Origin of the sequence: Kribbella sp. DT2 (assembly GCF_049844575.1) — a bacterium.
Lineage (GTDB): Bacteria > Actinomycetota > Actinomycetes > Propionibacteriales > Kribbellaceae > Kribbella.
On record NZ_JBNCLH010000005.1, the window covers coordinates 389,229 to 411,086 of the forward strand.

At 70.8% G+C, this 21,858-nt stretch carries 21 protein-coding genes; 7 read left to right on the forward strand and 14 right to left on the reverse strand.

Annotated elements, in window-relative coordinates; genetic code table 11:
* Window positions 1-6 precede the first annotated feature (6 nt).
* The 4 genes from ACLQ2O_RS23400 to ACLQ2O_RS23415 form a co-directional block, all read right to left on the reverse strand.
* Window positions 7-915 (reverse strand): 1-phosphofructokinase family hexose kinase, encoded by a 909-nt coding sequence (locus ACLQ2O_RS23400; RefSeq protein WP_425834802.1) that lies wholly within the window; start codon window positions 913-915, stop codon window positions 7-9.
* Window positions 915-2,120: an N-acetylglucosamine-6-phosphate deacetylase gene (nagA, locus tag ACLQ2O_RS23405; RefSeq protein WP_425834804.1), complete on the reverse strand. Its 1,206-nt coding sequence runs from the start codon at window positions 2,118-2,120 to the stop codon at window positions 915-917. The genes ACLQ2O_RS23400 and nagA overlap by 1 nt, the downstream gene beginning before the upstream one ends.
* Window positions 2,117-3,070 (reverse strand): ROK family protein, encoded by a 954-nt coding sequence (locus ACLQ2O_RS23410; RefSeq protein ID WP_425834806.1) that lies wholly within the window; start codon window positions 3,068-3,070, stop codon window positions 2,117-2,119. The genes nagA and ACLQ2O_RS23410 overlap by 4 nt, the downstream gene beginning before the upstream one ends.
* 137 nt (window positions 3,071-3,207) lie before the next feature.
* Window positions 3,208-3,837 carry a TetR family transcriptional regulator gene (locus ACLQ2O_RS23415; protein ID WP_425834808.1) on the reverse strand — a complete coding sequence of 210 codons (630 nt, stop codon included), beginning with the start codon at window positions 3,835-3,837 and terminating at the stop codon, window positions 3,208-3,210.
* Between the two features lie 226 nt (window positions 3,838-4,063).
* On the opposite strand from ACLQ2O_RS23415, the gene ACLQ2O_RS23420 reads away from it, so the two are divergent.
* Window positions 4,064-4,795, forward strand: coding sequence for a hypothetical protein (locus tag ACLQ2O_RS23420; RefSeq protein ID WP_425834810.1), 732 nt, complete (start codon window positions 4,064-4,066; stop codon window positions 4,793-4,795).
* Here the strand turns inward: ACLQ2O_RS23420 and ACLQ2O_RS23425 are convergent.
* Entirely contained in the window at window positions 4,788-6,083 is a 1,296-nt protein-coding gene (locus ACLQ2O_RS23425) for a hypothetical protein (RefSeq protein WP_425834812.1), read from the reverse strand. The two genes, ACLQ2O_RS23420 and ACLQ2O_RS23425, sit on opposite strands and share 8 nt — an antisense overlap.
* Before the next feature lie 96 nt (window positions 6,084-6,179).
* Here ACLQ2O_RS23425 and ACLQ2O_RS23430 point away from each other — a divergent pair, with 96 nt between their 5' ends.
* On the forward strand, window positions 6,180-7,598 hold the full coding sequence (locus ACLQ2O_RS23430; RefSeq protein ID WP_425834814.1) for a dihydrolipoyl dehydrogenase family protein: 1,419 nt from the start codon (window positions 6,180-6,182) through the stop codon (window positions 7,596-7,598).
* 91 nt (window positions 7,599-7,689) lie between these two features.
* Here the strand turns inward: ACLQ2O_RS23430 and ACLQ2O_RS23435 are convergent, their stop codons facing one another.
* Both ACLQ2O_RS23435 and ACLQ2O_RS23440 read right to left on the reverse strand, forming a co-directional pair.
* Window positions 7,690-8,328: a CGNR zinc finger domain-containing protein gene (locus tag ACLQ2O_RS23435; RefSeq protein WP_425834816.1), complete on the reverse strand. Its 639-nt coding sequence runs from the start codon at window positions 8,326-8,328 to the stop codon at window positions 7,690-7,692.
* 300 nt (window positions 8,329-8,628) lie between these two features.
* Complete coding sequence (locus tag ACLQ2O_RS23440; protein ID WP_425834818.1) at window positions 8,629-9,333, reverse strand: TetR/AcrR family transcriptional regulator; 705 nt, start codon at window positions 9,331-9,333, stop codon at window positions 8,629-8,631.
* A gap of 94 nt (window positions 9,334-9,427) precedes the next feature.
* Between ACLQ2O_RS23440 and ACLQ2O_RS23445 the strand changes: the two genes are divergently transcribed.
* Complete coding sequence (locus ACLQ2O_RS23445) at window positions 9,428-11,605, forward strand: MMPL family transporter (protein WP_425834820.1); 2,178 nt, start codon at window positions 9,428-9,430, stop codon at window positions 11,603-11,605.
* Here the strand turns inward: ACLQ2O_RS23445 and pdxH are convergent.
* The gene (gene pdxH, locus ACLQ2O_RS23450) at window positions 11,574-12,212 is read right to left on the reverse strand and encodes a pyridoxamine 5'-phosphate oxidase (RefSeq protein ID WP_425834822.1); all 639 of its coding nucleotides are present in this window, start codon (window positions 12,210-12,212) and stop codon (window positions 11,574-11,576) included. The genes ACLQ2O_RS23445 and pdxH overlap by 32 nt on opposite strands.
* Window positions 12,213-12,222: 10 nt before the next feature.
* On the reverse strand, window positions 12,223-12,861 hold the full coding sequence (locus ACLQ2O_RS23455) for a hypothetical protein (protein ID WP_425834824.1): 639 nt from the start codon (window positions 12,859-12,861) through the stop codon (window positions 12,223-12,225).
* 101 nt (window positions 12,862-12,962) lie between these two features.
* Here ACLQ2O_RS23455 and ACLQ2O_RS23460 point away from each other — a divergent pair, with 101 nt between their 5' ends.
* Complete coding sequence (locus tag ACLQ2O_RS23460) at window positions 12,963-14,075, forward strand: citrate synthase 2 (protein WP_425834826.1); 1,113 nt, start codon at window positions 12,963-12,965, stop codon at window positions 14,073-14,075.
* Between the two features lie 19 nt (window positions 14,076-14,094).
* Here ACLQ2O_RS23460 and ACLQ2O_RS23465 read toward each other — a convergent pair whose 3' ends face one another.
* Window positions 14,095-14,859 carry a helix-turn-helix domain-containing protein gene (locus ACLQ2O_RS23465; protein ID WP_425834828.1) on the reverse strand — a complete coding sequence of 255 codons (765 nt, stop codon included), beginning with the start codon at window positions 14,857-14,859 and terminating at the stop codon, window positions 14,095-14,097.
* Between the two features lie 109 nt (window positions 14,860-14,968).
* Between ACLQ2O_RS23465 and ACLQ2O_RS23470 the strand changes: the two genes are divergently transcribed.
* On the forward strand, window positions 14,969-15,802 hold the full coding sequence (locus ACLQ2O_RS23470; RefSeq protein ID WP_425834830.1) for a phytanoyl-CoA dioxygenase family protein: 834 nt from the start codon (window positions 14,969-14,971) through the stop codon (window positions 15,800-15,802).
* Between the two features lies 1 nt (window position 15,803).
* Here ACLQ2O_RS23470 and ACLQ2O_RS23475 read toward each other — a convergent pair whose 3' ends face one another.
* Window positions 15,804-16,274, reverse strand: a complete 471-nt coding sequence (locus ACLQ2O_RS23475) for a YkvA family protein (protein ID WP_425834832.1) — start codon at window positions 16,272-16,274, stop codon at window positions 15,804-15,806.
* Between the two features lie 153 nt (window positions 16,275-16,427).
* On the opposite strand from ACLQ2O_RS23475, the gene serC reads away from it, so the two are divergent.
* Both serC and ACLQ2O_RS23485 read left to right on the forward strand, forming a co-directional pair.
* Window positions 16,428-17,552 carry a phosphoserine transaminase gene (serC, locus tag ACLQ2O_RS23480; protein ID WP_425834834.1) on the forward strand — a complete coding sequence of 375 codons (1,125 nt, stop codon included), beginning with the start codon at window positions 16,428-16,430 and terminating at the stop codon, window positions 17,550-17,552.
* A gap of 133 nt (window positions 17,553-17,685) precedes the next feature.
* Window positions 17,686-18,606, forward strand: coding sequence for an acyltransferase domain-containing protein (locus ACLQ2O_RS23485; RefSeq protein WP_425834836.1), 921 nt, complete (start codon window positions 17,686-17,688; stop codon window positions 18,604-18,606).
* A 33-nt stretch (window positions 18,607-18,639) separates the two neighbouring features.
* On the opposite strand, the gene ACLQ2O_RS23490 is transcribed toward ACLQ2O_RS23485, so the two are convergent.
* The 3 genes from ACLQ2O_RS23490 to ACLQ2O_RS23500 form a co-directional block, all read right to left on the reverse strand.
* A complete protein-coding gene (locus ACLQ2O_RS23490) occupies window positions 18,640-19,281 on the reverse strand; it encodes a DUF1345 domain-containing protein (RefSeq protein WP_425834838.1) in 642 nt (213 codons plus the stop codon).
* A 179-nt stretch (window positions 19,282-19,460) separates the two neighbouring features.
* Window positions 19,461-20,582 carry a hypothetical protein gene (locus tag ACLQ2O_RS23495; RefSeq protein WP_425834840.1) on the reverse strand — a complete coding sequence of 374 codons (1,122 nt, stop codon included), beginning with the start codon at window positions 20,580-20,582 and terminating at the stop codon, window positions 19,461-19,463.
* On the reverse strand, window positions 20,579-21,844 hold the full coding sequence (locus tag ACLQ2O_RS23500; protein WP_425834842.1) for a class I SAM-dependent methyltransferase: 1,266 nt from the start codon (window positions 21,842-21,844) through the stop codon (window positions 20,579-20,581). The genes ACLQ2O_RS23495 and ACLQ2O_RS23500 overlap by 4 nt, the downstream gene beginning before the upstream one ends.
* Window positions 21,845-21,858 lie beyond the last annotated feature (14 nt).

Genomic DNA, 21,858 nt, shown 5'->3' on the forward strand with positions numbered 1-21,858 from the left:
CTTCTCCTATCGAACGACGACCTGCGGCTGCCACCGCCGGTACGCCGCAAGGTCGATGTCACCGGCAACCGGTGTGAGGACGGCGGCGGCCGACGCGGCCACCGCGGACTTGAGGACCGTCGGCCAGTCGGGCTGGGCCGACTCGGCGATCGCGGCGGCGACGACGGCGGTGCACGCATCCCCTGCACCCGTGGGGTTTCCGGCCACGCGCTCGACCGGGTCCGCGCGCCAGACACCGTCCCGGCTCGCGGCGACCATGCCGCGCGGACCGTCGGTGATCACGGCGGCGGTCGCACCGAAGTCGACCAGCCGGCGGGCGCCGTCCTCGACGGTCAGGTCGTCACCGAGGGCTTCCCGCAGCTCGGCCGCGTTCGAGCGAACCACCGCGCCGGCTTCGGCGGCCGCGAGCAGCGCCTGGCCACCGGTGTCGATCACAGTCCGTACGTCGCGCTGCCACGCGAGCGTGGCGAGCTCGGAGTAGGCGTTGGCGGGCAGACCGGGCGGCAGACTGCCCGAGCACGCCAGTACGCCGAGCCGCTGCCACGGCATCCGCTCGGTCAGCGCCCGCCACTCGTCGGCGGCGACCGCCGGACCGGCTTCGTTGAAGATCGTCGCGTCGCCGTCGACACCGTTGACGATGGCAACGGTTCGACGGGTCTCGCCCTTGATCGGGGTGAGCAGCGAGGTCAGTCCGGCGTCGAAGAGCTCCTCGGCGACCTGTTCGCCGGTGACGCCACCGACGAAGCCGAGCACGAGGACCTGGTGGCCGAGGGTCGCGGCGACCCGGGCGACGTTCACCCCCTTGCCTCCGGCCCGCACCCGGATCTCGCCGACGCGGTGGCTGCCGCCGACCACGAGCTCGTCGACGGCGTAGGTGACGTCGAGCGCGAGGTTGAGGGTGACCGTTCCGATCATCAGCCGGGCTCGCCGGCTGCGCCGGCATCGGCGGGGCGGGAGGCTTCCGCGGGGCGGGATGCTTCGGCGGGCTCGCGGTCGAGCCACTCACCGTGGCGCATCACTTTCTGCACGGTGTAGTCGTCGTCGAGCACGACCAGGTCGGCGCGCTTGCCGGTCTCGATGCCGCCGACGTTGTACCAGCCGAACGCCTCGGCCGGCGTGGTCGACGCCATCCGCGACGCATCCACCAGCGAGACGCCGGCGTTCACCGCGTTGCGGTAGGCAACGTCCATGGTCAGCGTGCTGCCCGCGATCGAGTGCGAGCCGTGCGCGAGCGTGGCCAGCCCGTCCTTCACGTCGACCTCGAGGCTGCCCAGCAGGTAGCGCCCGTTGGGCATACCGGTGGCGACCATCGCGTCGGTGATCAGCGCGATCCGGTTCACCCCGGCCGCGGCCAGCGCGACCCGGACCACCTGCGGGTCCAGGTGCATCCCGTCGTTGATCACCTCGAGCAGCAGCCGCGGATCGTTGAGCGCGGCACCGACCGGCCCGGGGTCGCGGTGGTGGAACGGCCGCATCCCGTTGAACAGATGGGTCGCGACCGTCGCCCCGGCGTCCGCCCCGGCGATCATCTGCTCGTACGTCGCGTCGGTGTGCCCGAGCGCGGCGACCACTCCGGCGTCGACGACCTGACGGATCGCGTCCAGCCCGTGCTCCAGCTCCGGCGCGATCGTCACCATCTTCACCGCGTCGCTGAGCACCTTGGCGACGTCACCCTCGACCGGGTCGCGCAGCAGCGTCGGCTCGTGGGCGCCGCACCGCGCCGCCGACAGGAACGGGCCTTCGAGGTGAACGCCCGCGATCACGCCGTCGGTGACCAGGTCGGCCAGGCAGGCGGTCTGCGACACGAGCTCGTCCAGCGGCCCGGTGACCAGGCTGGCCATCGTCGTCGTGGTCCCGTGCCCGGCGTGGAAGGCCGCGACCTTGCGCGCCTCGTCCGGATCGGTCGTCGAGTACGTCGAACCGCCGCCACCGTGGGTGTGGATGTCGACGAACCCCGGGACGACGGTGGTGTCGCCGAGGTCCTGCGGCCGCAGCCCGTCGGCCGGCATGCCCTCGGACCGGCGGCCGAAGGCGATGATGTCGCCGTCCTCGATCTGGATCCACGCGGCTTCCAGGACGTCGTCCGGCGTCACCAGCCGGCCCACCCTGTACGTCGTCATTCGGTCTGCTCCCCGCTCTCGTCCACAGTTACCCGGTCCCAGGCCAGCAGCGCGGCGCCGAGGCAGCCGGCCTCCTCGCCGAGCTCCGCGGCGACGATCTCCGGCTCGCGCTGGAACGTCAGCCGCTCGTGCACCCCGGCCCGCAACGGCGCGAGCAGGGTCTCCCCTGCTCCGACCAGTCCGCCGCCGATCGCGATCCGGGTCGGCGCGACCAGTGTCGTGTAGAGCACGAGCGCGTCGATCAGCGCGGCCAGCGCGTCCTCCCACACGATCGCGGCGTCGGCGTCACCCTCGGCCAGCAGTTCCAGGACCTCGCGAGCGCCGTCGACCACGCGACCGGTGCGGACGCCGTACCGGCGGGCGAGTGCGGCCGCCGAGGCGACCGTCTCGAGGCAGCCGTACTGGCCGCAGGCGCAGAGCTCGGCGGCCTCGCCGTGCACGAACCGGGTGTGGCCGAGCTCGCCGGCGTACCCGTCGCCGCTGACCAGGGACCCGTCGACGAACATCGCGGCGGCGATGCCGGTGCCGAGCGGGAGGAAGAGTGAGTTCGTGGTGCCTCGGAGCGCGCCCTGGCGCAGCTCGGCGTAGCCGCCGGCGCGGACGTCGTGCGCCAGGTGGACCTGGTGGTCGGGGCCGAGCGCGGCCTGGATCTCGGCGCGGACCGGGGTGTTCACCCAGAGCAGGTTCTCGGCGCTGACCGTGCCCTGCTCGGCGTCGATGATGCCCGGTACGACGACACCGACCGCGCGGACCCGGTGCCCGTCGGCGGCGGCCTTCTGGCTCAGCTCGACGACGGTTTCCAGCAGGGCGTCGAGCACTGCGCGAGCGCCGGCCTCGCGGGGCGTCGACCGGGTTTCGCGGTGCAGCACGGCACCGTCGGCGGCGACCAGGCCGCACTTCATCCGGGTTCCACCGAGATCGACGGCCACCACGACTTCACAGGGCTCCACGGAGCGCCATTATGCAGCGTTACCCGGGGGTTCGAACATCCGTGAGCAGTTGATGGACAGCATTGGCCAGACCAGTGGACCTACTGGCCCGCCGCTTTTCGCCTGCTGCGACGGGCCGTCGTCCACGGTTCGTCGGGTCAGGCGCGCAGGCCGCGGTCGAAGGCGGCCACCAGGAACGCGATCAGGTTCTCGGCCAACCTACTGGCGTCGTCGACGTCCTCGGTGCCCGGGGCTCGTGACAGCGCCTGCGACTGGTGCAGCGCGAGCAGACCGAGCATGTTGACGTAGCCGAACGCGACCGACTCCGGCGCCGCTCTCGGCAACGCCTGCTGCAGCGCCGCCAGGTAACGGGCCTCGACCGGGTCCGCCTCGGCGGCGTACAGCTCCCGGATCCGGCGGCTCGGGTCGAACGCGACCCGGCCGATGAACCGGGCCACGATCGCGCCCCGCTCCCCCCGGCGCAGGACCAGGTCCAGCCCGGGCTCGATGAACGCCCTGATCAGCTGCTCGGCGGTCGGCTGCCCGCTCGCCTCGAGCTGGTCGAGCCGGCGGCGCCGCTCGGTGTTGACCGGCGCCATCGCGCGCGCCACCGCGGCCCGCAGCAAGGCCTCCTTGGAGCCGAAGTGGTAGTTCACCGCCGCGATGTTGGCGGCCGCGGCGACCGTGATCGCGCGCAGCGACGTACCTTCGTAGCCGCCCTCACCGAACCGCTGCTCGGCGATGTTGAGCAACCGCTCCCGGGTCGATTCCACGGGTGGTGTTTCCACAGAGTTCTCCTTCCCCCCGGCCACCGCTCGCGCAGGCACCCCACCTGCTCACGCGCCGTAGCCTGCAGTCAGCATAGTTCAAACGGACGTTTGAATGAGAGTGGTCGGAGCAGTAAATCTGCCGGAACGCGGGAAAACCCTTCACTGTGCAGATCCGCGACCCCGTTTCGGGCCGTTCCGGGACCCCGAGTCCCACAGAGCGGACAGACAGTTAGGGTCGGGGAGCATGAGTGCGCACGAGGTGCTGCGGATCGAACGGCGTTTCCGGGGCCCGGACAGGTCCGCGAACGGCGGCTACACGGCCGGCCTGATCGGGACCCGCCTGGGCACGTCCGACGACGCTGTCCCGCAGGTCACGCTGCGGATGCCGCCACCGCTCGAGACCGACCTCGACCTGACGACCTCCGAGGGCAGCGCGTTCCTGCGGGCCTCCGACGGCGCGGTGGTCGCGGAAGCAGAGCCGGTGTCGGTCGACGTGCTCGACGACGCGGCGATCGACCCGGTCCAGTACGACGAAGCGCTCGCGGCCGAGGCGTCGTACCGGGGACTCGAGAACCACCCGTTTCCTGGCTGCTACGCCTGCGGCCCGGACAACAAGCACGGCCTGCGCCTGCGACCCGGGCTGCTCGGCGACGGCCGGACCGCTTGCACCTGGACGCCCGCGGCCGAGTTGGCGGGCACACATGACCTGGTCGCGCCGGTCCACCTCTGGGCCGCCCTCGACTGCCCCGGCGGCTGGAGCATCGACCTGGACGGGCGGCCGTCCGTGCTCGGTCAGATGACCGCCTGCCTCGACGCGCAGCCGCAGCTCGGCGAGCCCTGCGTGATCATGGGCCGCCACCTCGGCGAGTCCGGCCGCAAGACCTTCACCGCCACGACGCTCTACGACTCCGACGGACGGATCCTGGCCCGCGCCCGGCACACCTGGATCGCCGTCGACCCAGCCCTGTTCAACTAGCGGTCAGCACGAACGTCGGCGACACCTGCCAGGCCAGCAGGCGGCCGGCGTACGTGAAGGACGGCACCAGGAAGCGGTAGGCGTAGGAGCCACGCTGGGTCGCGGCGAACGTGTAGTCGCCCCAGCCGCTCTTCAGGTCCACCCACTTGACGTCCCGCCAGGCCGTGCCGTCCCAGCGCTGCAGAGTCGATCGCACGTTCGCCGCCGGCGACACGGAGATCCGTGCCCGCGCGGCTTGGCCCAGCTTCACCGCGGGAGCCGCGAACGACGCGAGCACCTTCGGCCGGGTCAGCGTGGTCGCGGACGTCGTACCGATCGCTCCGACCGAGAAGTTGTTGCCGGCAAAGCGGTCCGGCACCGCGACGCGGTACTCCCGGGTCCCCCATGCCACCGGCGCGAAGCGGAACGACCCGCTGTCGTAGGTCGAGGTCGAGCCCACGGCGTACCAGGGTGAGGCCGCGTTGGCCCTCGCCTGCAGGACGGCCGTGCGCGGGATGTCACCGATCGGCGTCGTCACGCAGCTCTCCGGTTGGCAGGCGCGGCCCATCCGGTCGAACCGGCCGGTGATCACAGTCGGCTGCCCGTACGTCGTGGAGGTGGGCACCGAGGCCGGGCCGAGCCTCCCGCTGTAGAACTCGGTCCACAGCGCCTCCGGCTGGCGGGGCCACTCGTTGTTGTCCCGGGTCGCGACGGTGAACGGTGGCGCTCCCTGCGTCCGGAACGTGGCCGTGGCCGCCGCGCCGGTCGAGGCGACCAGGGCCCACGCGGTGATCGGCGTCGGGCGCACCAGCACCTGGTAGTTGTGCGGAGCGTTCGGCAGGTCGAGCGGGTCGCCCGGGTTCTCGTCGGCCGGAGCCGGCGCGGAGTGCCAGCGCATCGTGTAGGTGCCGTTGACGGCGACGACGTCGTCGATCACCGGGACCGGCTTCGGCATCGCGTCGAACGGTTCCGAGGACACCAGCCCGGCGGTGTTCACGCCCGCGTCGGTGATGCCGAACACGTTCATCCGGACCTCCGGGGAGGCGTAGAACTCCGACACCGGGAAGTCCACCTGGTTCGGGTCGGCCGTCTTGAGCTCCCTGCCGTCACCGGTGGTCCACGGGTACTCCGGGAAGACCCGGTTGCCGGTCGGGTCGCTCTCCTCCCAGGTCACCCGGACGTGGGTGTGCGCGGCACTGGACCACGCGACCTTCACGTTGCTGATCACGATGCCCGCCGCGTGGGCCGGGCCCACCACCCCCAGCGACGCGACCACTCCGGCCACCACTGTCAGCGCGACTCTTCGCACAGGACCCACCCCCTCGGATTACCGGTTACGAACTAGATGCACGGGTGGCGGCGGAAGTTACCGATCGGGCGCCGGGACGGGTGATATGCAGGGGGCATGGAGACGACGGAGTACGACCTGATCGTGCTGGGCGCCGGAGCTGTCGGCGAGAACGCGGCCGACCGCGCCGTGCAGGGTGGGCTGACGGTCGCGCTGGTCGAGAGCGAGCTGGTCGGCGGCGAGTGCTCGTACTGGGCCTGCATGCCGTCGAAGGCGCTGCTCCGCTCGGGCCAGGTGCTGCGCGCGGCCCAGCACGTCGGCGGCGCGGCCCAGGCGGTCACCGGCAAGCTCGACGTCCAGGCGGTGCTGGACCGGCGGAACTCGTTCGCGAGCAACTGGGACGACGCCGGCCAGGTCAAGTGGGTCGACGGCGCCGGCATCACGCTGGTCCGCGGTCACGCGCGACTGTCCGGCGTCAAGGAGGCCACGGTGACCGGACCGGACGGCGGTACGACGGTGCTGACGGCCCGGCACGCGGTGCTGGTGGCGACCGGTTCCGACCCGGTGATCCCGGACATCGACGGCCTGCACGAGTCCGAGCCGTGGGCAAGTCGCGAGGTGACCAGCGCCAAGTCCGTGCCGGACCGGATGGTGATCATCGGCGGCGGCACGGTCGCGGTCGAGATGGCCACGGCGTACGCCGGCTTCGGCACCGAGGTCACGGTGATCGCGCGCGGCAAGCTGCTGACCTCGCTGGAGCCGTTCGCGGGCGAGATGGTCGGCGACGCGTTGCGCGAGCTGGGCGCGACCGTGCTGACCGAGACCGGGACGAAGAGCGTACGGCGTACTGGCGGCACGGTGTCGGTGGAGACGTCGGACGGGCGGACGATCGAGGCCGACGAGCTCGTGGTCGCGACCGGGCGGCATCCGCGGACCGACGACATCGGGCTGGAGACGGTCGGGCTGACGCCGGGCGACTGGCTGCCGACCGACGACACGCTGCTGGTCGAGGGGTTCGACTGGCTCTACGCGGGCGGCGACGTGACGAAGCGGGCGCTGTTCACGCACCAGGGCAAGTACCAGGCGCGCGCCGCCGGTGACGTGATCGCCGCCCGGGCCAACGGCAAGCCGGTGTCGGACCAGCCGTGGGGCACGCACGTCGCGACGGCCGACCACGAGGCCGTGCCGCAGGTGACGTTCACGGATCCCGAGGTCGCGTCGATCGGGCACACGGAGAAGACTGCGCGCGAGGCCGGGTACACCACGCGGACGGTCGACTACGAGCTCGGCAACGTGGCCGGGGCGAGCGTCCGGCAGGACGGCTACAAGGGCAAGGCGCGGATGATCGTCGACGAGGACCGCAAGGTGGTTCTCGGCGTCACGTTCGTCGGGCCGGAGGTCAGCGATCTCCTGCAGGCGGCGACGTTCGCGGTGGTCGGCGAGATCCCGCTGGACCGCCTCTGGCACGCCGTACCGGCGTACCCGACGGTGAACGAGATCTGGCTGCGGCTGCTGGAGACGTACGGGCGGCCCTAACGTCCGAAGAAAGCGCTAGCGTCCGAAGAAGGCGAGGCTATAGCGCTCGGTTCTTCGGACGCATACGGATTCTTCGGACGTTGCGGGACCTCTAGCGGGTGCGGGCCGCGTGGGCCCGGACCTTGGCGCGGTTGCCGCAGGTGGCCATCGAGCACCACCGGCGGCGGCCGCGGGCGTCGAGGAAGAGCCAGCCGCACGCGTCGCCCGGGCAGCGCCGGACGTGCGCCCGCGACGAACCGGTGAGCAGGTCGGCGGCCAGCAGCGCCAGGTGATCCAGCGGGAGGTTGAGATCCTCCGGGAGGTCCCAGTTCGCGCTGAGGCCGTGCAGGGTCGGCATCGGCAGCAGCCGCCGGTGCGCGGTGGCGCGGGCGACCACCCGCTCCACCGCGGCGAACGACGACGTCGCGGTGGAGTCGGTCAGTACGTCGTACAGGTCGGCTCTGAACTCCAGCGCCGCCTCGAACCGCCGGGCCGCGTCGGTCGGACGGCCGGCGGCCAGCTCGATCAGCCGGAAGACCCCGGCGTCGGAGAGCAGGCCGACGTACCCGGTCCAGATCGCCAGCGCCTCGAAGCTGGTCAGCCACTCCGTGCGGGCCGGCCCCCGGTCGGTCCAGTCCGACCGGGTGTTGAGGAAGTCCAGGACGGGATCCGCGCCGACCGGTTTCGGCAGCACGACGCCCTGGACGAGCTCGAGGTGGGACGGCAGCGCGGACATCGGCTTGGCCATCATGCTTCTTATGGGACCACGAACCGCGTTCGTCCGTCAGCGAAAACTGGTTGAACGTGCCTGCCTCGCGACGTAAGTTCTGAGTACACGCGAAGGGAGGTGGTCCTTGCATGATGTGCAACCGGACTCGTGAGGTGGCGGCGGTCTGACCGTCAACCACTAGCAGCACGTGGGCTACGTGGTCAGGCAATTCAACGCCTGCCACCGGACCCGCAGACAGCCAGGAAAGTCCGCCTGGCCCAGCGTTCGGCCACCCGGTCGTGTCGGTGGAAGTGTCTGCGGGTCTTTTTTACTGCGCCGGTTTCATTGGGCCGGCGGGCAGTCCAGACCCAGCGCCTCGCCGATCTCCCGGAGCTGCGCGTCGAAGTACGCGCCGGCGTCGTCCAGCGCCCAGTGCAGCTGACCGAAGACCTCCATGCAGATCAGGCCGTAGAGCCTGGTCCAGTAGGTCAGCGACAGGTAGACCGCGCCGGGCGGCATCTCGCCGAAGATCTCCGACCTCTGCCCCAGCTGCGTGACCAGCTCCGGGCCGAGCAGCGTCGCGGACGGACCGGCGAACGGCTGCTGCCGGTAGACCTGCACGACCAGCTGCTCGAAGACCGCCCCGAACCGCATCGCCGCCTGATGACTGGGCGTCAGGTCGTGGCCCTCGGTCAGCGGGTTCGGCGCCGGGGCACCGAACAGCAGACCGAACTCGGCCGGGTGCTTCAGCGCCCAGGTCCGGAGTCCGCCGGCGACCAGGAACAGCTGCTCGCCCAGGTCGCCGCTCGTGTCGCGCTCGGCGACCAGGTACGCCGTCAGTTCGTCGTACAGGTCGGCGACGACGGCGGAGATCAGGTCCTCGTGGCTCGCGAAGTAGCGGTAGAGCGCGGGGGCGCTGAGGCCGAGCTCGCGGGCGACCGCGCGCAGGCCGACCGCGCTCGCGCCGCCCTCGACCAGCAGCTTGCGGGCCGCCGCCTTGATTTCGGCGACCGTCGCGGCGCGCTGGCGATCCCGTCTCGTTTCCACCTGATCTCCCTTGACAACCTGGTGAACACCGTTAACAGTTAACGGTGTTCACTACTGCGATCACTGTTCAATGTACGCCCTCGGGAGGGGTCCTGTGTTCGAGACGCTCGGACGGTTCACGTATCGACGCCGCCGCCTGGTCCTCGCCCTGACCAGCGTGTTCGTGCTGGCCGCCCTGGTCTGGGGCACGGGCGTGTTCGGCTCGCTGGCCAACGGCGGGTTCGAGGCGCCGAACACCGAGGCGGCCCGGGCGGTGAAGACGATCGAGCAGACCGTCGGCCGGACCGGGACCGACGTGATCGTGCTCTACCGCGGCTCCGAGCTGACCGTGGCTGATCCGGCGTACCGGCAGAGCGTCGAGAAGCACCTGAACGGGCTGCCGCGTGAGGACGTGGTCAGCAGCGCGACGTACTGGTCGACCGATTCGCCGGCCTTTGTCGCAACAGACCGGCGCACGACGTACGCCGTACTGACGCTGGCCGGGGCCGATCCCGAGCAGCGTCTCGAGTCGTTCCACAAGATCGCCGACGCGGTCCGGACGGCGCCGGCCGGGCTGGACGTGCAGGTCGGCGGCGAGACCGCGGTCTTCGACGAGGTGAACACCCAGACCGAGCACGACATCCTCCAGGCCGAGACCATCTCGCTGCCGATCGTGCTGGTGCTGCTCGTCGTGGTCTTCGGCGGTCTGGTCGCGGCGAGTCTGCCGCTGTTCGTCGGCGGGCTGTCGATCCTCGGCGCGTTCGTGGTGCTGCGCGGGCTGAGCCTGGTCACCGACGTGTCGGTGTTCTCGATCAACATCGTGACGATGATCGGGTTCGGGCTGGCGATCGACTACGCGTTGTTCGTGGTCACCCGGTTCCGCGAGCAGCTCGCGGCCGGCGACGACGTCGAGGCCGCGCTGGTCCGGACGATGAGCACGGCCGGGCGGACGGTCGCGTTCTCCGGGATCACTGTGGGTGTGGCGATCTCGAGCCTGGTGCTGTTCCCGGTGATGTTCCTGCGCTCGATGGCGTACGGCGGCGCGGCGGCCGTCGCGGTCGCGATGGTTGCCGCGCTCACCGCGTTGCCCGCGCTGCTGGGGGTGCTGGGGCATCGGGTGAACAAGCTGCGGCTGCCGGTCTTCCGCCGTCATACCGGCGTTTCGGATCACGGCGCCTGGTACCGGCTGGCGCAGAGCGTGATGCGGCGCCCGGTCCGGTACGTCGTGGTGCTGGTGCCGCTGATGCTCGTGCTCGGAATCCCTTTCCTGCAAGCGCAATTCGGCGGAGTGGACCACCGGGCGTTGCCGGACGGGGCTGCGAGTCGCGAGGTGACCGAGACGCTGCAGCGGGACTTCGCGGGGGCCGGCGGGTCCGACGTACTGGTGGCTGTGCGGTTCGCGTCGCCGCCTGCTGATGCTGCTGCCGCGTTGGGCGGGTACGTGGCCTCGTTGCAGCGGGTCGGTGCTGTGGAGAGCGTTCGGGTCGGCGGGTCCGCGGACGGCGTTGCGTCCGTGGTCGTGCACACGCACTACACGGCACAGGAGCTACCGGCTCGGGACGTGGTGCACGGGGTGCGTGCTGTGGCTCCGCCGCCGGGGACCTCGGTGGAGGTCGGTGGGGAGACCGCCGCTCTGGTGGATCTGCTCGACGTACTGGCGGAACGGGCGCCGTGGATGGCCGGGTTCATCGTGCTGATCACGTTCGTGCTGCTGTTCGTTGCCTTCGGCTCCTTGGTGCTGCCGGCCAAGGCGTTGCTGATGAACGTGCTGTCGCTGTCCGCGTCGTTCGGGGCGATGGTGTGGATCTTCCAGGACGGGAACCTGTCCGGGTTCCTCGACTTCACGCCGGCGGGCTTCCTCGACGCGACGAACCCGGTGCTGCTGTTCGCCGTACTGTTCGGGCTGTCGATGGACTACGAGGTGTTCCTGCTCAGCCGGATCCGCGAGGAGTACGACCGCACCGGCGACAACACCCAGGCCGTCGCGCTCGGGCTGCAGCGGACCGGCGGCATCATCACCAGCGCCGCGTTGCTGCTGATCATCGTGGTCGCGGCGTTCGCGACGTCGGGCATCGTGTTCGTCAAGATGATCGGTGTCGGCCTGGTGATCGCGATCCTGCTCGACGCGACCGTCGTACGGGCGTTGCTGGTGCCGGCGACGATGCGCCTGCTGGGCAAGGCGAACTGGTGGGCCCCCGCTCCCCTGGCCCGCTGGTGGCAGCGGCACGGCTTCCACGAGGAACCGGCCGAACAGCCGAGGGTCACGGTTGGAGCCGGAGCAGCTCCCAAGTAGTCCCCTGGCGGCGGTAGGCCAGCCGGTCGTGCAGGCGGCCGGTGCGGCCCTGCCAGAACTCGAAGGCGGTGGGCTCGATGCGGTAGCCGCCCCAGAAGTACGGGGTGGCGATCTCGGTGCCCTCGGGCCACTGGCGTTCGTACGACGTGTACTGGAGGTCCAGCTCCTCGCGGGACTCGACCGGCTGGGACTGCTGCGAGGCCCAGGCGCCCAGCTGCGAACCGCGGGGGCGGCTGGCGAAGTACGCGTCGACCTCCTCGGCGGGGAGCTTGGTCGCGGTGCCCTCGACGCGGACCTGGCGTTCCATCGCGTGCCAGGGGAAGACCAGCGCACAGGCCGGGTTGGCGGCCAGGTCGTCGGCCTTGCGGGACTGCTGGTTGGTGTAGAAGGCGAAGCCGCGCTCGTCGAGGCCCTTCAGCAGCACGGTCCGCGCCGAGGGGCGGCCCTCGGAGTTGACGGTGGCGAGCACCATCGCGTTCGGCTCGGTCAGACCGGCCTCGGTCGCCTGGGCGAGCCAGAGCCCGAACTGCTTGATCGGATCGGCGTCCACCTGCTCCTCGAGCAGCTCACCGAGGCCGTAGGTCTGCCGCATCTCTGCTAGGTCCACACCGCTGAGCCTAGTGCGGGCGGTCCTGGGAGCCGGGGAAGGTGTTGCCCGGTCGCTGCTGGCCGGGGTGGTACTGGCCCGGCTGTTGCTGGCCCGGCTGTTGCTGGCCTGGCTGCTGCTGGCCCGGGTGGTACTGACCGGGCTGGTACTGGCCAGGCTGGTACTGACCCGGGTGGAGGCCCGGCTGGGCCTGGCTGTCCAGGTAGGCCCGCGGCATCTCGCGCTTCGAGTCGGTCGCCATCCGCCGTACGCCGACCACCAGCAGCACGATCCCGAGCACCACCAGCGCGCCGTCCACCAGCAGGAGGCCTCCTCCCCCGCGGTACCTCACGCCCGGCAGCTCGAACACCTTGATCAGGTCGATCACCGACCTGATCGGCAGCACCTGGACGGCCACGCCGGCGACCGTCATCAGCAGGCCGGTCCCGGCCATCACGCCTGAGCCGAACGACCGGATCGACATCAGGCCGCCCAGCACCAGCCCGATGACCACGAGCAGCAGCAGCCAGGGCAGCGTCTCGGACTGCGCGTCGTCGAACCGCTGCAGCCGCCGCGTGTACAGCTCGGTCCCGGCGTACGAGCCGAGCGCCACCGTCAACCAGCCGAGCAGGATCCCGGCCACTACGCCGATCAATGCTTTCGGGTTCATCCGTCGAGGGTAGGCGCCGAACCGGTCACAGATCTGTCCGCGCGGCGAGGCGGCGAACTATGCTGCCGGAGCGCCTATCGAGACAAGGGAGTCACAGGCTGATGTCAGATCCGAAGACCGAAGTCCAGCACGGCCTCGAGGGAGTCGTCGCGTTCGACACTCAGATCGCCGAGCCGGACAAGGAAGGGTCGGCACTGCGCTACCGCGGCGTCGACATCGAGGATCTGGTCGGCCGGGTGCCGTTCGAGAACGTCTGGGGCCTGCTGGTCGACGGCGCCTTCACACCGGGCCTGCCGCCGGCCGAGCCGTTCCCGCTGCCGGTGCACACCGGCGACGTGCGGGTCGACGTCCAGTCCGCGCTGGCGATGCTGGCGCCCGCCTGGGGCCTGCGGCCGCTGTACGACATCGACGACGTCCAGGCCCGCGACGACCTGTCCCGCGCCGCGGTGATGGCGCTGTCGTACGTCGCCCAGGCCGCCCGCGGCATCGGCCAGCCGATGGTCCCGCAGCGCGAGGTCGACAAGGCCACGACGATCACCGAGCGGTTCATGATCCGCTGGCGCGGCGAGCCCGACCCCAAGCACGTCAAGGCCGTCGACGCGTACTGGACGTCGGCCGCCGAGCACGGCATGAACGCCTCGACCTTCACCGCCCGCGTGATCGCGTCCACCGGTGCGGACGTGGCCGCTGCGCTGTCCGGTGCGGTCGGCGCGATGTCCGGCCCGCTGCACGGCGGCGCCCCGGCGCGGGTGCTGACGATGATCGAGGGTGTCGAGAAAAACGGCGACGCCCGCGCGTACGTGAAGGGCCTGCTCGACGACGGCGAACGCCTGATGGGCTTCGGCCACCGCGTCTACCGCGCCGAGGACCCGCGCGCCCGCGTCCTTCGCCGTACGGCGCGCGAGCTGGACGCGCCGCGCTACGAGGTCGCCGAGGCGCTGGAGAAGGCCGCCCTGGCCGAGCTGCGCGAACGGCGCCCGGACCGCGTGCTCGAGACGAACGTGGAGTTCTGGGCCGCGATCGTGCTCGACTTCGCGGAGGTCCCGCCGCACATGTTCACGTCGATGTTCACCTGCGCCCGGACCGCCGGCTGGAGCGCCCACGTCCTGGAGCAGAAGCGCACCGGCCGCCTGATCCGCCCCTCGGCGATCTACTCCGGCCCGGCCACCCGCCCGGCCACGGAGATCGAGGGCTGGAAGGACAGCTGGGCCTGAGCCCTACCGCACCTGAGCCTTACCGCACCGGTCGGTCGTCGCTCGGCGACCGGCCGGTGCGTTGCTTGTACTGGCGGCTGAAATACGGCACGTCGGTGTAACCGAGCGCGGCGGCCGTCTGCGTCACCGTCATCCCGCTCTCGGTCAGCAACTGGTGGGCGCGGTCGATCCGCGCCTGGATCAGGAACTGCGCCGGCGCCTGCCCGTGCCGGGCCACGAACCGGCGGGTGAACTGCGCCCGCGACAGCGCGGCTTCGCGCGCCATCTCCGCCACCGACCACTCCCGCCCCGGGTCTTGCCGGATCGCCTGTGCCACGTCGTCGACGACGTGGTCGCCCGCCGTCCGGCCCTTGTCGTGGGCGGCTTCCCAGACCGCGGCAAGTAGTTGCTCAAGGCAAAGTTCAGCGTGCCTGAGGCCCAACCCGTCCTGCCGTCTGTACGCCGCATCGGCCGCCTTGGCGAGAGCGCCGAGCAGGACTCGATCCTGCGCCTCTCCCCAACGGACTGCCGGTACGACCTCCGGCGTACTCCACGCTTCGTCCACCGGCTCGAAGTGCATGCCGAAGACGAGCAGGCGGCGTTTCGGGTCGTGACCGGCCGTCGGCGCGTCGCCGGGAGCGAAGACCGCGCAGCTTCCCGGCGTCAGCTCCTTCACCCGCCCGTCCAGCTCCAGCCGGCCGATCCCGTCCAGCACGCACCACAGCAGGTGGTCGCCGAGCGGTCGCGACACCCACGTCCAGCTCGGCTCGCACCGCCAGAACGTCGGCGGGGACAGCAGGCGCACGCTGCTCCTGAGCCCGATCGGCTGCGTCAAAAGTTCAACCTCTTGCGTCGTTCGTCCGTCGCTGTTCGCGTTGCGGACTTCCAGACTAGAGGCAACGGAGGAGGCTGGGATGAGCGTTTCGTTCAAGGACGAGTTCGAGCGTGACGGGTACACGATGGCGCGCGGGCTGTTCGGTGCCGCGGAGGTCGAGCAGTTGCGCGAGCACTACATGGTGGTGCGCACGCGCGACCGGTACGCCAACGACCTCGTCGGCGTCGACGCCGGCCACCGCGACCCGCTCAAGCGGTACCCGCGGATGGCGCAGATGCACCGGTGGGACGAGCTCTCGCTGGAGTGGATGATCGACGACCGGCTCGACCGGGTGATGACCGCGATCCTCGGGCGTTCGCCGTACGCCGTGCAGACGATGATCTACTTCAAGCCGCCCGGCTCCCGCGGGCAGGCGCTGCACCAGGACAACTTCTACCTGAAGGCCGAGCCGGGCACGTGCGTGGCGGCGTGGATGGCGCTGGACAAGGTCGACGTCGCGAACGGGTGCCTGCAGGTCGTTCCCGGGAGCCACCGCTGGCCGATCCTGTGCACGGAGAAGGCGGACACGAAGGTCAGCTTCACCGACATCACCGTGCCGCTGCCCGCGCCGGACGCCGCCGTACCGGTGGAGATGGAGCCGGGCGACGTGCTGTTCTTCCACGGCGCGCTCGTCCACGGCAGCGCGCCGAACGTCACCGAGGACCGCTTCCGGCGGGCGCTGATCGGGCACTACATCCAGGGCGAGGCGGAGCAGGTCGCGGAGTACTACCACCCGGCGCTGCGGATGGACGGTACGGCGCTGGAGCTGGGCGTCTCCGAGGGTGGTGGCGCGTGCGGTGAGTGGGTCGAGACGGCGGACGGGCCGGTCGCCGTACTGACGGGGACGGAGTCGGTCTCCCGCAAGCACGAGTAGGTCAGGGGCGGAGACGCTTGTCCTGGTCCCGCTCGTGGCGCAGGTAGAGCCCCGCAGCTGTCGACACGCTGGTGAACAACCACGCGGCAACACCAGCGTCGTCGGCCACCCCGATGATCGGCAGCAGCTCAGGCAGTACGTCGATCGGCGAGACCAGGTAGAGCACCGCGAACCCCCACAACGCCATCCGGCTGGTCGGCAGCCCCGGGTAGTCGCCGCGGCGGGCTGCCCGGATCAACCGCGGCAACGCCTGCGCCCGCTCGAACACGTCCCCCACCGGCTCCGGCTCACCACGCTCCCGCCGGCGCCGTCGTACGACCTTCTTCCGCCACACGCCCAGCCCGATCGCGGCCGCGCCGACCAGGAGCAGCCCGACCCCGAGCCCCACCGCGGGCACGCCGGCCACCTCGCCGTCCCTGAAGACCAGCGTCACCAGCCCGATCAAGCCCAGCAGCCCACCGAAGAACACCATCCGGCAACTCTAGGGCGGCAACGCGTCGCAGGAGGTGTTCTGCGGTGTCCGCAGTTTGGGGTGGGTCGAGGGGCGTGTCGGGGGTGTGGAACACTGGCGAGTGCTGACAGCGTCGTCGGCGAGAACCAGCCAGACGACGAAGGGACACCGCTGGTGACCAGCGACATCATCATTCCCGCAGAGCTCAAGCCCGCCGACGGTCGGTTCGGCGCCGGACCGTCGAAGGTTCGCCCGGAGGCTGTCGCCGCGCTGGCGACGGAGGGCGCGAAGCTGCTCGGCACCTCGCACCGCCAGGCCCCGGTGAAGAACCTGGTCAAGCGCGTCCAGGACGGCGTCGCCGACCTGTTCACCCTGCCCGACGGGTACCAGGTGGTGCTCGGCAACGGCGGCTCGACCGCGTTCTGGGACATCGCGACGTTCGCGCTGATCCGGGAGAAGAGCCAGCACCTGAGCTTCGGTGAGTTCTCCTCGAAGTTCGCCAAGGCGTCCCAGCAGGCGCCGCACCTGGGTGAGCCGTCGGTCATCAAGGCCGACCCGGGCACCCGTCCGGTCGCGGTCGCCGAGGCCGGCGTCGACCTGTACGCGTGGCCGCACAACGAGACCTCCACCGGCGTGATGGCGCCGGTCAAGCGGGTCGAGGGTGCCGACGAGGGCGCGCTGGTCGCCATCGACGCGACCTCCGGCGCCGGCGGTCTCCCGGTCGACCTGAACGACGTCGACGCCTACTACTTCGCCCCGCAGAAGTGCTTCGCCTCCGACGGCGGCCTGTGGATCGCGATCCTGTCCCCCGCCGCGCTCGCCCGCGTCGAGGAGATCACCGCGAGCGGCCGCTGGATCCCGGCGTTCCTGGACCTGGCCACCGCGATCGACAACTCCAGCAAGAACCAGACCTACAACACGCCGTCGCTGTCGACGCTGTTCCTGATGGCCGAGCAGACCGACTGGATCAACAGCCAGGGCGGCCTGGAGTGGAGCGTCGCCCGCACCACCGACTCCAGCAACCGGCTGTACACCTGGGCCGAGAAGTCCGACTACGCCACCCCGTACGTCGAGGACGCCGACGCCCGCTCGCTGGTCATCGGCACCATCGACCTCGACGACTCCATCGACGCCGCCGCGGTCGCCAAGACCCTGCGCGCCAACGGCATCGTCGACACCGAGCCCTACCGCAAGCTCGGCCGCAACCAGCTCCGCGTGGCCATGTTCCCCGCGGTCGACCCGGACGACGTCGAGAAGCTCACCCAGGCCATCGACTTCACCGTCGACGCCCTGCGCTGACCCCGTACGCCGAGAAGCCCCCGACCCTGCGGTCGGGGGTTTCTTGCGTCCCGGCAGCAAATGCCTGCCCGCGGCGGACTCGACGCCGATACCGATCCGCTCGGCAGTACGCGATCAACGCCATACTCGACTGATGGCCGATGACGAGCTGAACGTCGTACTGCCGACACCCGACGCCCTTCCGGCCCTGCTGCTGAAGCTGGCAGTCCCGCACGAGGACATCGATCCACTGGTCGCGCACCTTCCGGACAGAGACTCCCCATCGTGGCGCGAGCTGGAGCGCTGCACCCGGTTGCTGGTGCGGGACCTCGGCCGGATCGGCGGTCCTCCCGTCACGCCCGAGCCGCCGGACGGGTCGGACATCCCGCTCGCGTACTTCCCCCTCTACGTCTTCCTGGCGGCGTACCCGCACATCACGGCGTTCCACCGCGACCGCGGAATCTCCGACGAGATCTCCTGGCACACGCTGACCGACCTGGGCCGAGTCCTCGCCGATCACCGCTACTGGCACGGTGAAGGTGGTCTCGATGCCGAGCTGACCGGCTGGCTGACGCTGCACTTCAGCGGGCAGATCTATCAGCTCGGCCGGTTGCAGTTCCAGCGCGCCAGGCTGGGCAACCGGACCGGGCGCGCGGTGGCCGCCGCGGGGCATCCGTTCGGTCCTGGCGATCCGGCGTTGTCGGTCCATGTCCCCGGGTACTACGGACCGCTCAGGCCCGAGGCCTGCTCGCGCTCCTTCGCTGCCGCGCGGGACTTCTTCGCCCGCCACTTTCCGGAGGAGACTTATCGCATCGCCGTCTGCAACTCCTGGCTGCTGGACGAGCAGCTCGGCGACTACCTCCCGGCGGAGGCGAACATCCTCCAGTTCCAGCGGCGCTTCCAGCCGGCCTACCAACCGGCGCAGGACGACGAGACGATGCGGCGCTTCGTCTTCGGCGTCCGTCGCTCCGATCGGGGCGAGCTTCCCCGGCGTACCGCGCTCGAACGGGCCATCGTCGACCACCTCGAGGCCGGCCACCACTGGCACGGCGGCGCGGGGTGGGCGTTGCTCTGATCAGTCACCCTCGGGATCGGTGAGTGCGGTTGTTCAGGCGGCGATGTACGACGTGACGATGGTGATCGCGACGGCGAGGATGAGGGTGTTGAAGAAGAACGCCAGCACGCCGTGCGCGAGGACCTGGCGGCGCATACGGGGCTTGGTGACGGTGATGTCGGTGGTGCCGAACGTGGTGCCGACGGCGAGTGCGAAGTAACCGAAGTCGACCAGCGCCGGCTCCTCGCCGCCGGGGAACTCCAGTCCGCCGTCCTCGGCGTACAGGCTCACGTAGGCGATGGCGAAGCCGGCGTGCAGCGACAGCCAGCTGCTCAGTACGGCGACCACGCAGATCGCGAGCACCAGCCCCGACGGTGCCCCCAGCTCCCGCACCTGCGGCATCGCGTAGACGGTCGCGAGCAGGGCGAAGAACGCGGCCGCCTGCGAGAGCTGCTCCGGCGGCGACGCGAACAGCCGATCGGTCAACCTCCGCCGCCGCGAAGCCAGCGCGATCGCCCGCAACCGCGCCGCGTCGGCTCCGCGGTACGCGAACCAGGTGAGCAGCAGGTACCCGCAGGCATAGAAGTCCCAGGCGACCAGCACCCGCACCAACATGTTCCCCGGCACCAGCACACACAAGAACGCCAACGGCACCGACAACAGCTGCCGAGAGGACTCACGACTCCACCAACGCATGCCGCATCCTCCCAGGCCAACAGCTCGCCACCACCACCCGACGCCAGAGCGGAGCCAGTCCGAAGCCGGTCAGACGCCCGCCCGGCAACCTCAAGGCCGACAGCCGGCTTGGCAAGCGAACGATGCTCGGCGGGGGCAGGGAGCTGGTGTGGGCAGGCCGCGCAGGTTGGTGCGGGGGGTCAGGCTGCTCGGCGGCGGCCGTGGGGGTCGGGTGGGGTTTGGCCGGTGAGGCGGGCGTTTTCGGCCATGCGGTCGAGGCGTTCGCGGCGGCCTGGGGGGAAGGTGAGGAAGGTGATGATGATGGCGAAGAGGGCGGCGCCGATGAGGATCCAGCGGAGGCTGTGGGACTTCTTGGTGGTTTCGCCGGCGTCCGCGGCGTCCTCGGCGGGGGTGGGGGTCGCCTTGGGGGTGGTGGGGTTGGCGGCCGGTTTGCGGCTGGGGACGGCGACCTCGTAGATCGCCGAGGACTTGCTGCCGATCAGGATCGCGTTGCCGGAGTCGCTGAGGGCGATCGACTCGCCCTGGGCGGACGGGGTGGTGGCGCGGGCGACCACGTTGGGCTCGTCGGACCACTCGACGGTGGCGACGTCGTTCAGGCTGCGCAGGACGGCCAGGCTGCCGTCGGGGACGAAGGTGCCGTCGGTGACGCCGGCGGGGGCGTCGGCGATCTTGCTCAGCTCGTTGGTGCCTTCGCGGGAGGCCTGCTCGGGGGCGGCGTAGATGCCGGCCTTGCCGGAGGCGACCTTGGTGACGAAGAACAGCCGGCGGGACTCCGGGTCGATCAGCAGCGTCTCGGCGTCGTGCGCGCCGTCGGGGTACTCGAAATCGTAGCGGTGGAACTTCACGCTCTCGCTGTCCTCGAGGTTGCTCGGCTCGGGGATCGTGTAGACCTCGATCAGGTCGCGGTTCTTCTTGTTGTCGCCGATGTCGGCGATGTAGATCGTGCCGCTCTTGTCGACCGCGATCGCCTCGACGTCCTTCACCGGCGCCTTCAGGCCGAGCACCGCCTGGACCTTGCCGGCGTCGTCGACGCCGATCACCTCGGGCGACGCGCCGAGGTCGTTGACCGTCCACCAGATGCCCTCGTAGTTCTGGCTCCTGGCCAGGCCCGCGGACTGGTCCACCCGGTCGTCCTTGATCGTGAACCGCTTCTTCGGCGCCGGTGGCGGGTCCGCCGCCCGCTCGGTCCCCACCACGAGCCCACTGCCGGACGCACCAGTGGCACCGGCGGGCAGAGCGGCACCGGTCAGGCTGAGCAAGCTCGCCGCCGTCACGGTCAGGACTGTGCGCAGCAAGCTCACGACACCGCCTCGCGGTCGAGATCCTGGACCAGCGTCGCCAAGCGCGGCGTGACCTGCCACGCGCCGACGAGCTCCTCGTACTCCGCCCGGACCTCAGGTCCCGCGGTCGCTCCGGTCCGGGCGGCGCGGAGCAGCAGGTTCCGTGGCGTGTGCTCACTGTCCACGAACTGCACCACCTCCACCCGGTAGCCGACCTGTCGCAGCACCGCCGCACGCAACGAGTCCGTCAGCATGTCGGCGAGCCGCTCCCGAACGATGCCATACCTCGTCATCAAGGCATAAGGCGCCGGTGGTACGACGCTCTTCAGCTGCTTCTGGATGTCGTGGTGGCAGCAAGGTGCCGCGAGCACCAGCGGCGCCTCCCAGCCGACCGCCCGGGCGAGCGCATCGTCGGTCGCCGTGTCGCACGCGTGCAGCGCGAGCACGACGTCCGGCCGGACCTCGAGCTGAGCGTCGGCGATGGTCGCGTCGACGAACCGCAGGTGGTCCTGCCAGCCGAGCGCCGCCACCCGCTTGGTGTTGCGGGCGCGGGCCGCCGGGTTGTGGTCGATCCCGGTCATCCGCACGTCGTGGCCGGCCGCCGTCAGCAGGTGGTACGCCGCGAGCGTGAGGTAGGCGTTGCCGCAGCCCAGGTCGACCACCTGCATCGGCCGTCCGGTCGCGATCCGGCCCGCCGCGATCGCCTCGTCGAGGGCCGGCGCGAGCAGCTTGCAGAACTCCTCGATCTGCTTGTACTTCGACTGCCGCGACGGCTTCACCCTGCCGTGGTGGTCGCTGATCCCGAGCTCGACCAGGAACGGTGCGGCCGGGTCGAGCACCCGCTGCTTGGTCCGGTCGTGGTCGGTCCACTGCTCGCGGGTCTCCTGCTCGCGGTGCAGCAGCAGCTTGCCCTTCTTGGTGTACCGCAGGCGCAGCGTCTCGCCGGTCGTCTCGACGTGCCAGTTCCCGTACGGCGAACGCAGCAGCTCGTCGACCACCTGCTCCGCCTCCGCGCTGTCGGCGGGCGCGTTGCGGGTGTGCGACTGCCGCTCGTCGAACTCGGTGACCTGCAGCCGACGCCCGGACTTGAGGTCGACGTACCGCAGCTCGACCCGGTGGTACGCCGGTGCTTCCGCACCCCGGCGCCGCCCGGACCCGATCGCGCGAACCAGGGTCTGCTGGGCGAGCAGAGCACCCCGGATCGCCCCCAGTGGCCCGGACCCGTCGTCCGCGGCCTCGAGGTCCATGTCCGGGGTCGAGACCGGCTCCAGCTCGGTACGCATCGGGCCATTGTCTC

Bases quoted from the DNA above. Each gene is read 5' to 3' on its own strand.
- ACLQ2O_RS23400 (WP_425834802.1), bottom strand. From the start codon at position 915: ATGATCGGAACGGTCACCCTCAACCTCGCGCTCGACGTCACCTACGCC.
- nagA (WP_425834804.1), bottom strand. From the start codon at position 2,120: ATGACGACGTACAGGGTGGGCCGGCTGGTGACGCCGGACGACGTCCTG.
- ACLQ2O_RS23420 (WP_425834810.1), top strand. From the start codon at position 4,064: ATGAGTGCGCACGAGGTGCTGCGGATCGAACGGCGTTTCCGGGGCCCG.
- ACLQ2O_RS23430 (WP_425834814.1), top strand. From the start codon at position 6,180: ATGGAGACGACGGAGTACGACCTGATCGTGCTGGGCGCCGGAGCTGTC.
- ACLQ2O_RS23435 (WP_425834816.1), bottom strand. From the start codon at position 8,328: ATGATGGCCAAGCCGATGTCCGCGCTGCCGTCCCACCTCGAGCTCGTC.
- ACLQ2O_RS23455 (WP_425834824.1), bottom strand. From the start codon at position 12,861: ATGAACCCGAAAGCATTGATCGGCGTAGTGGCCGGGATCCTGCTCGGC.
- ACLQ2O_RS23460 (WP_425834826.1), top strand. From the start codon at position 12,963: ATGTCAGATCCGAAGACCGAAGTCCAGCACGGCCTCGAGGGAGTCGTC.
- ACLQ2O_RS23470 (WP_425834830.1), top strand. From the start codon at position 14,969: ATGAGCGTTTCGTTCAAGGACGAGTTCGAGCGTGACGGGTACACGATG.
- ACLQ2O_RS23475 (WP_425834832.1), bottom strand. From the start codon at position 16,274: ATGGTGTTCTTCGGTGGGCTGCTGGGCTTGATCGGGCTGGTGACGCTG.
- ACLQ2O_RS23485 (WP_425834836.1), top strand. From the start codon at position 17,686: ATGGCCGATGACGAGCTGAACGTCGTACTGCCGACACCCGACGCCCTT.
- ACLQ2O_RS23490 (WP_425834838.1), bottom strand. From the start codon at position 19,281: ATGCGTTGGTGGAGTCGTGAGTCCTCTCGGCAGCTGTTGTCGGTGCCG.
- ACLQ2O_RS23500 (WP_425834842.1), bottom strand. From the start codon at position 21,844: ATGCGTACCGAGCTGGAGCCGGTCTCGACCCCGGACATGGACCTCGAG.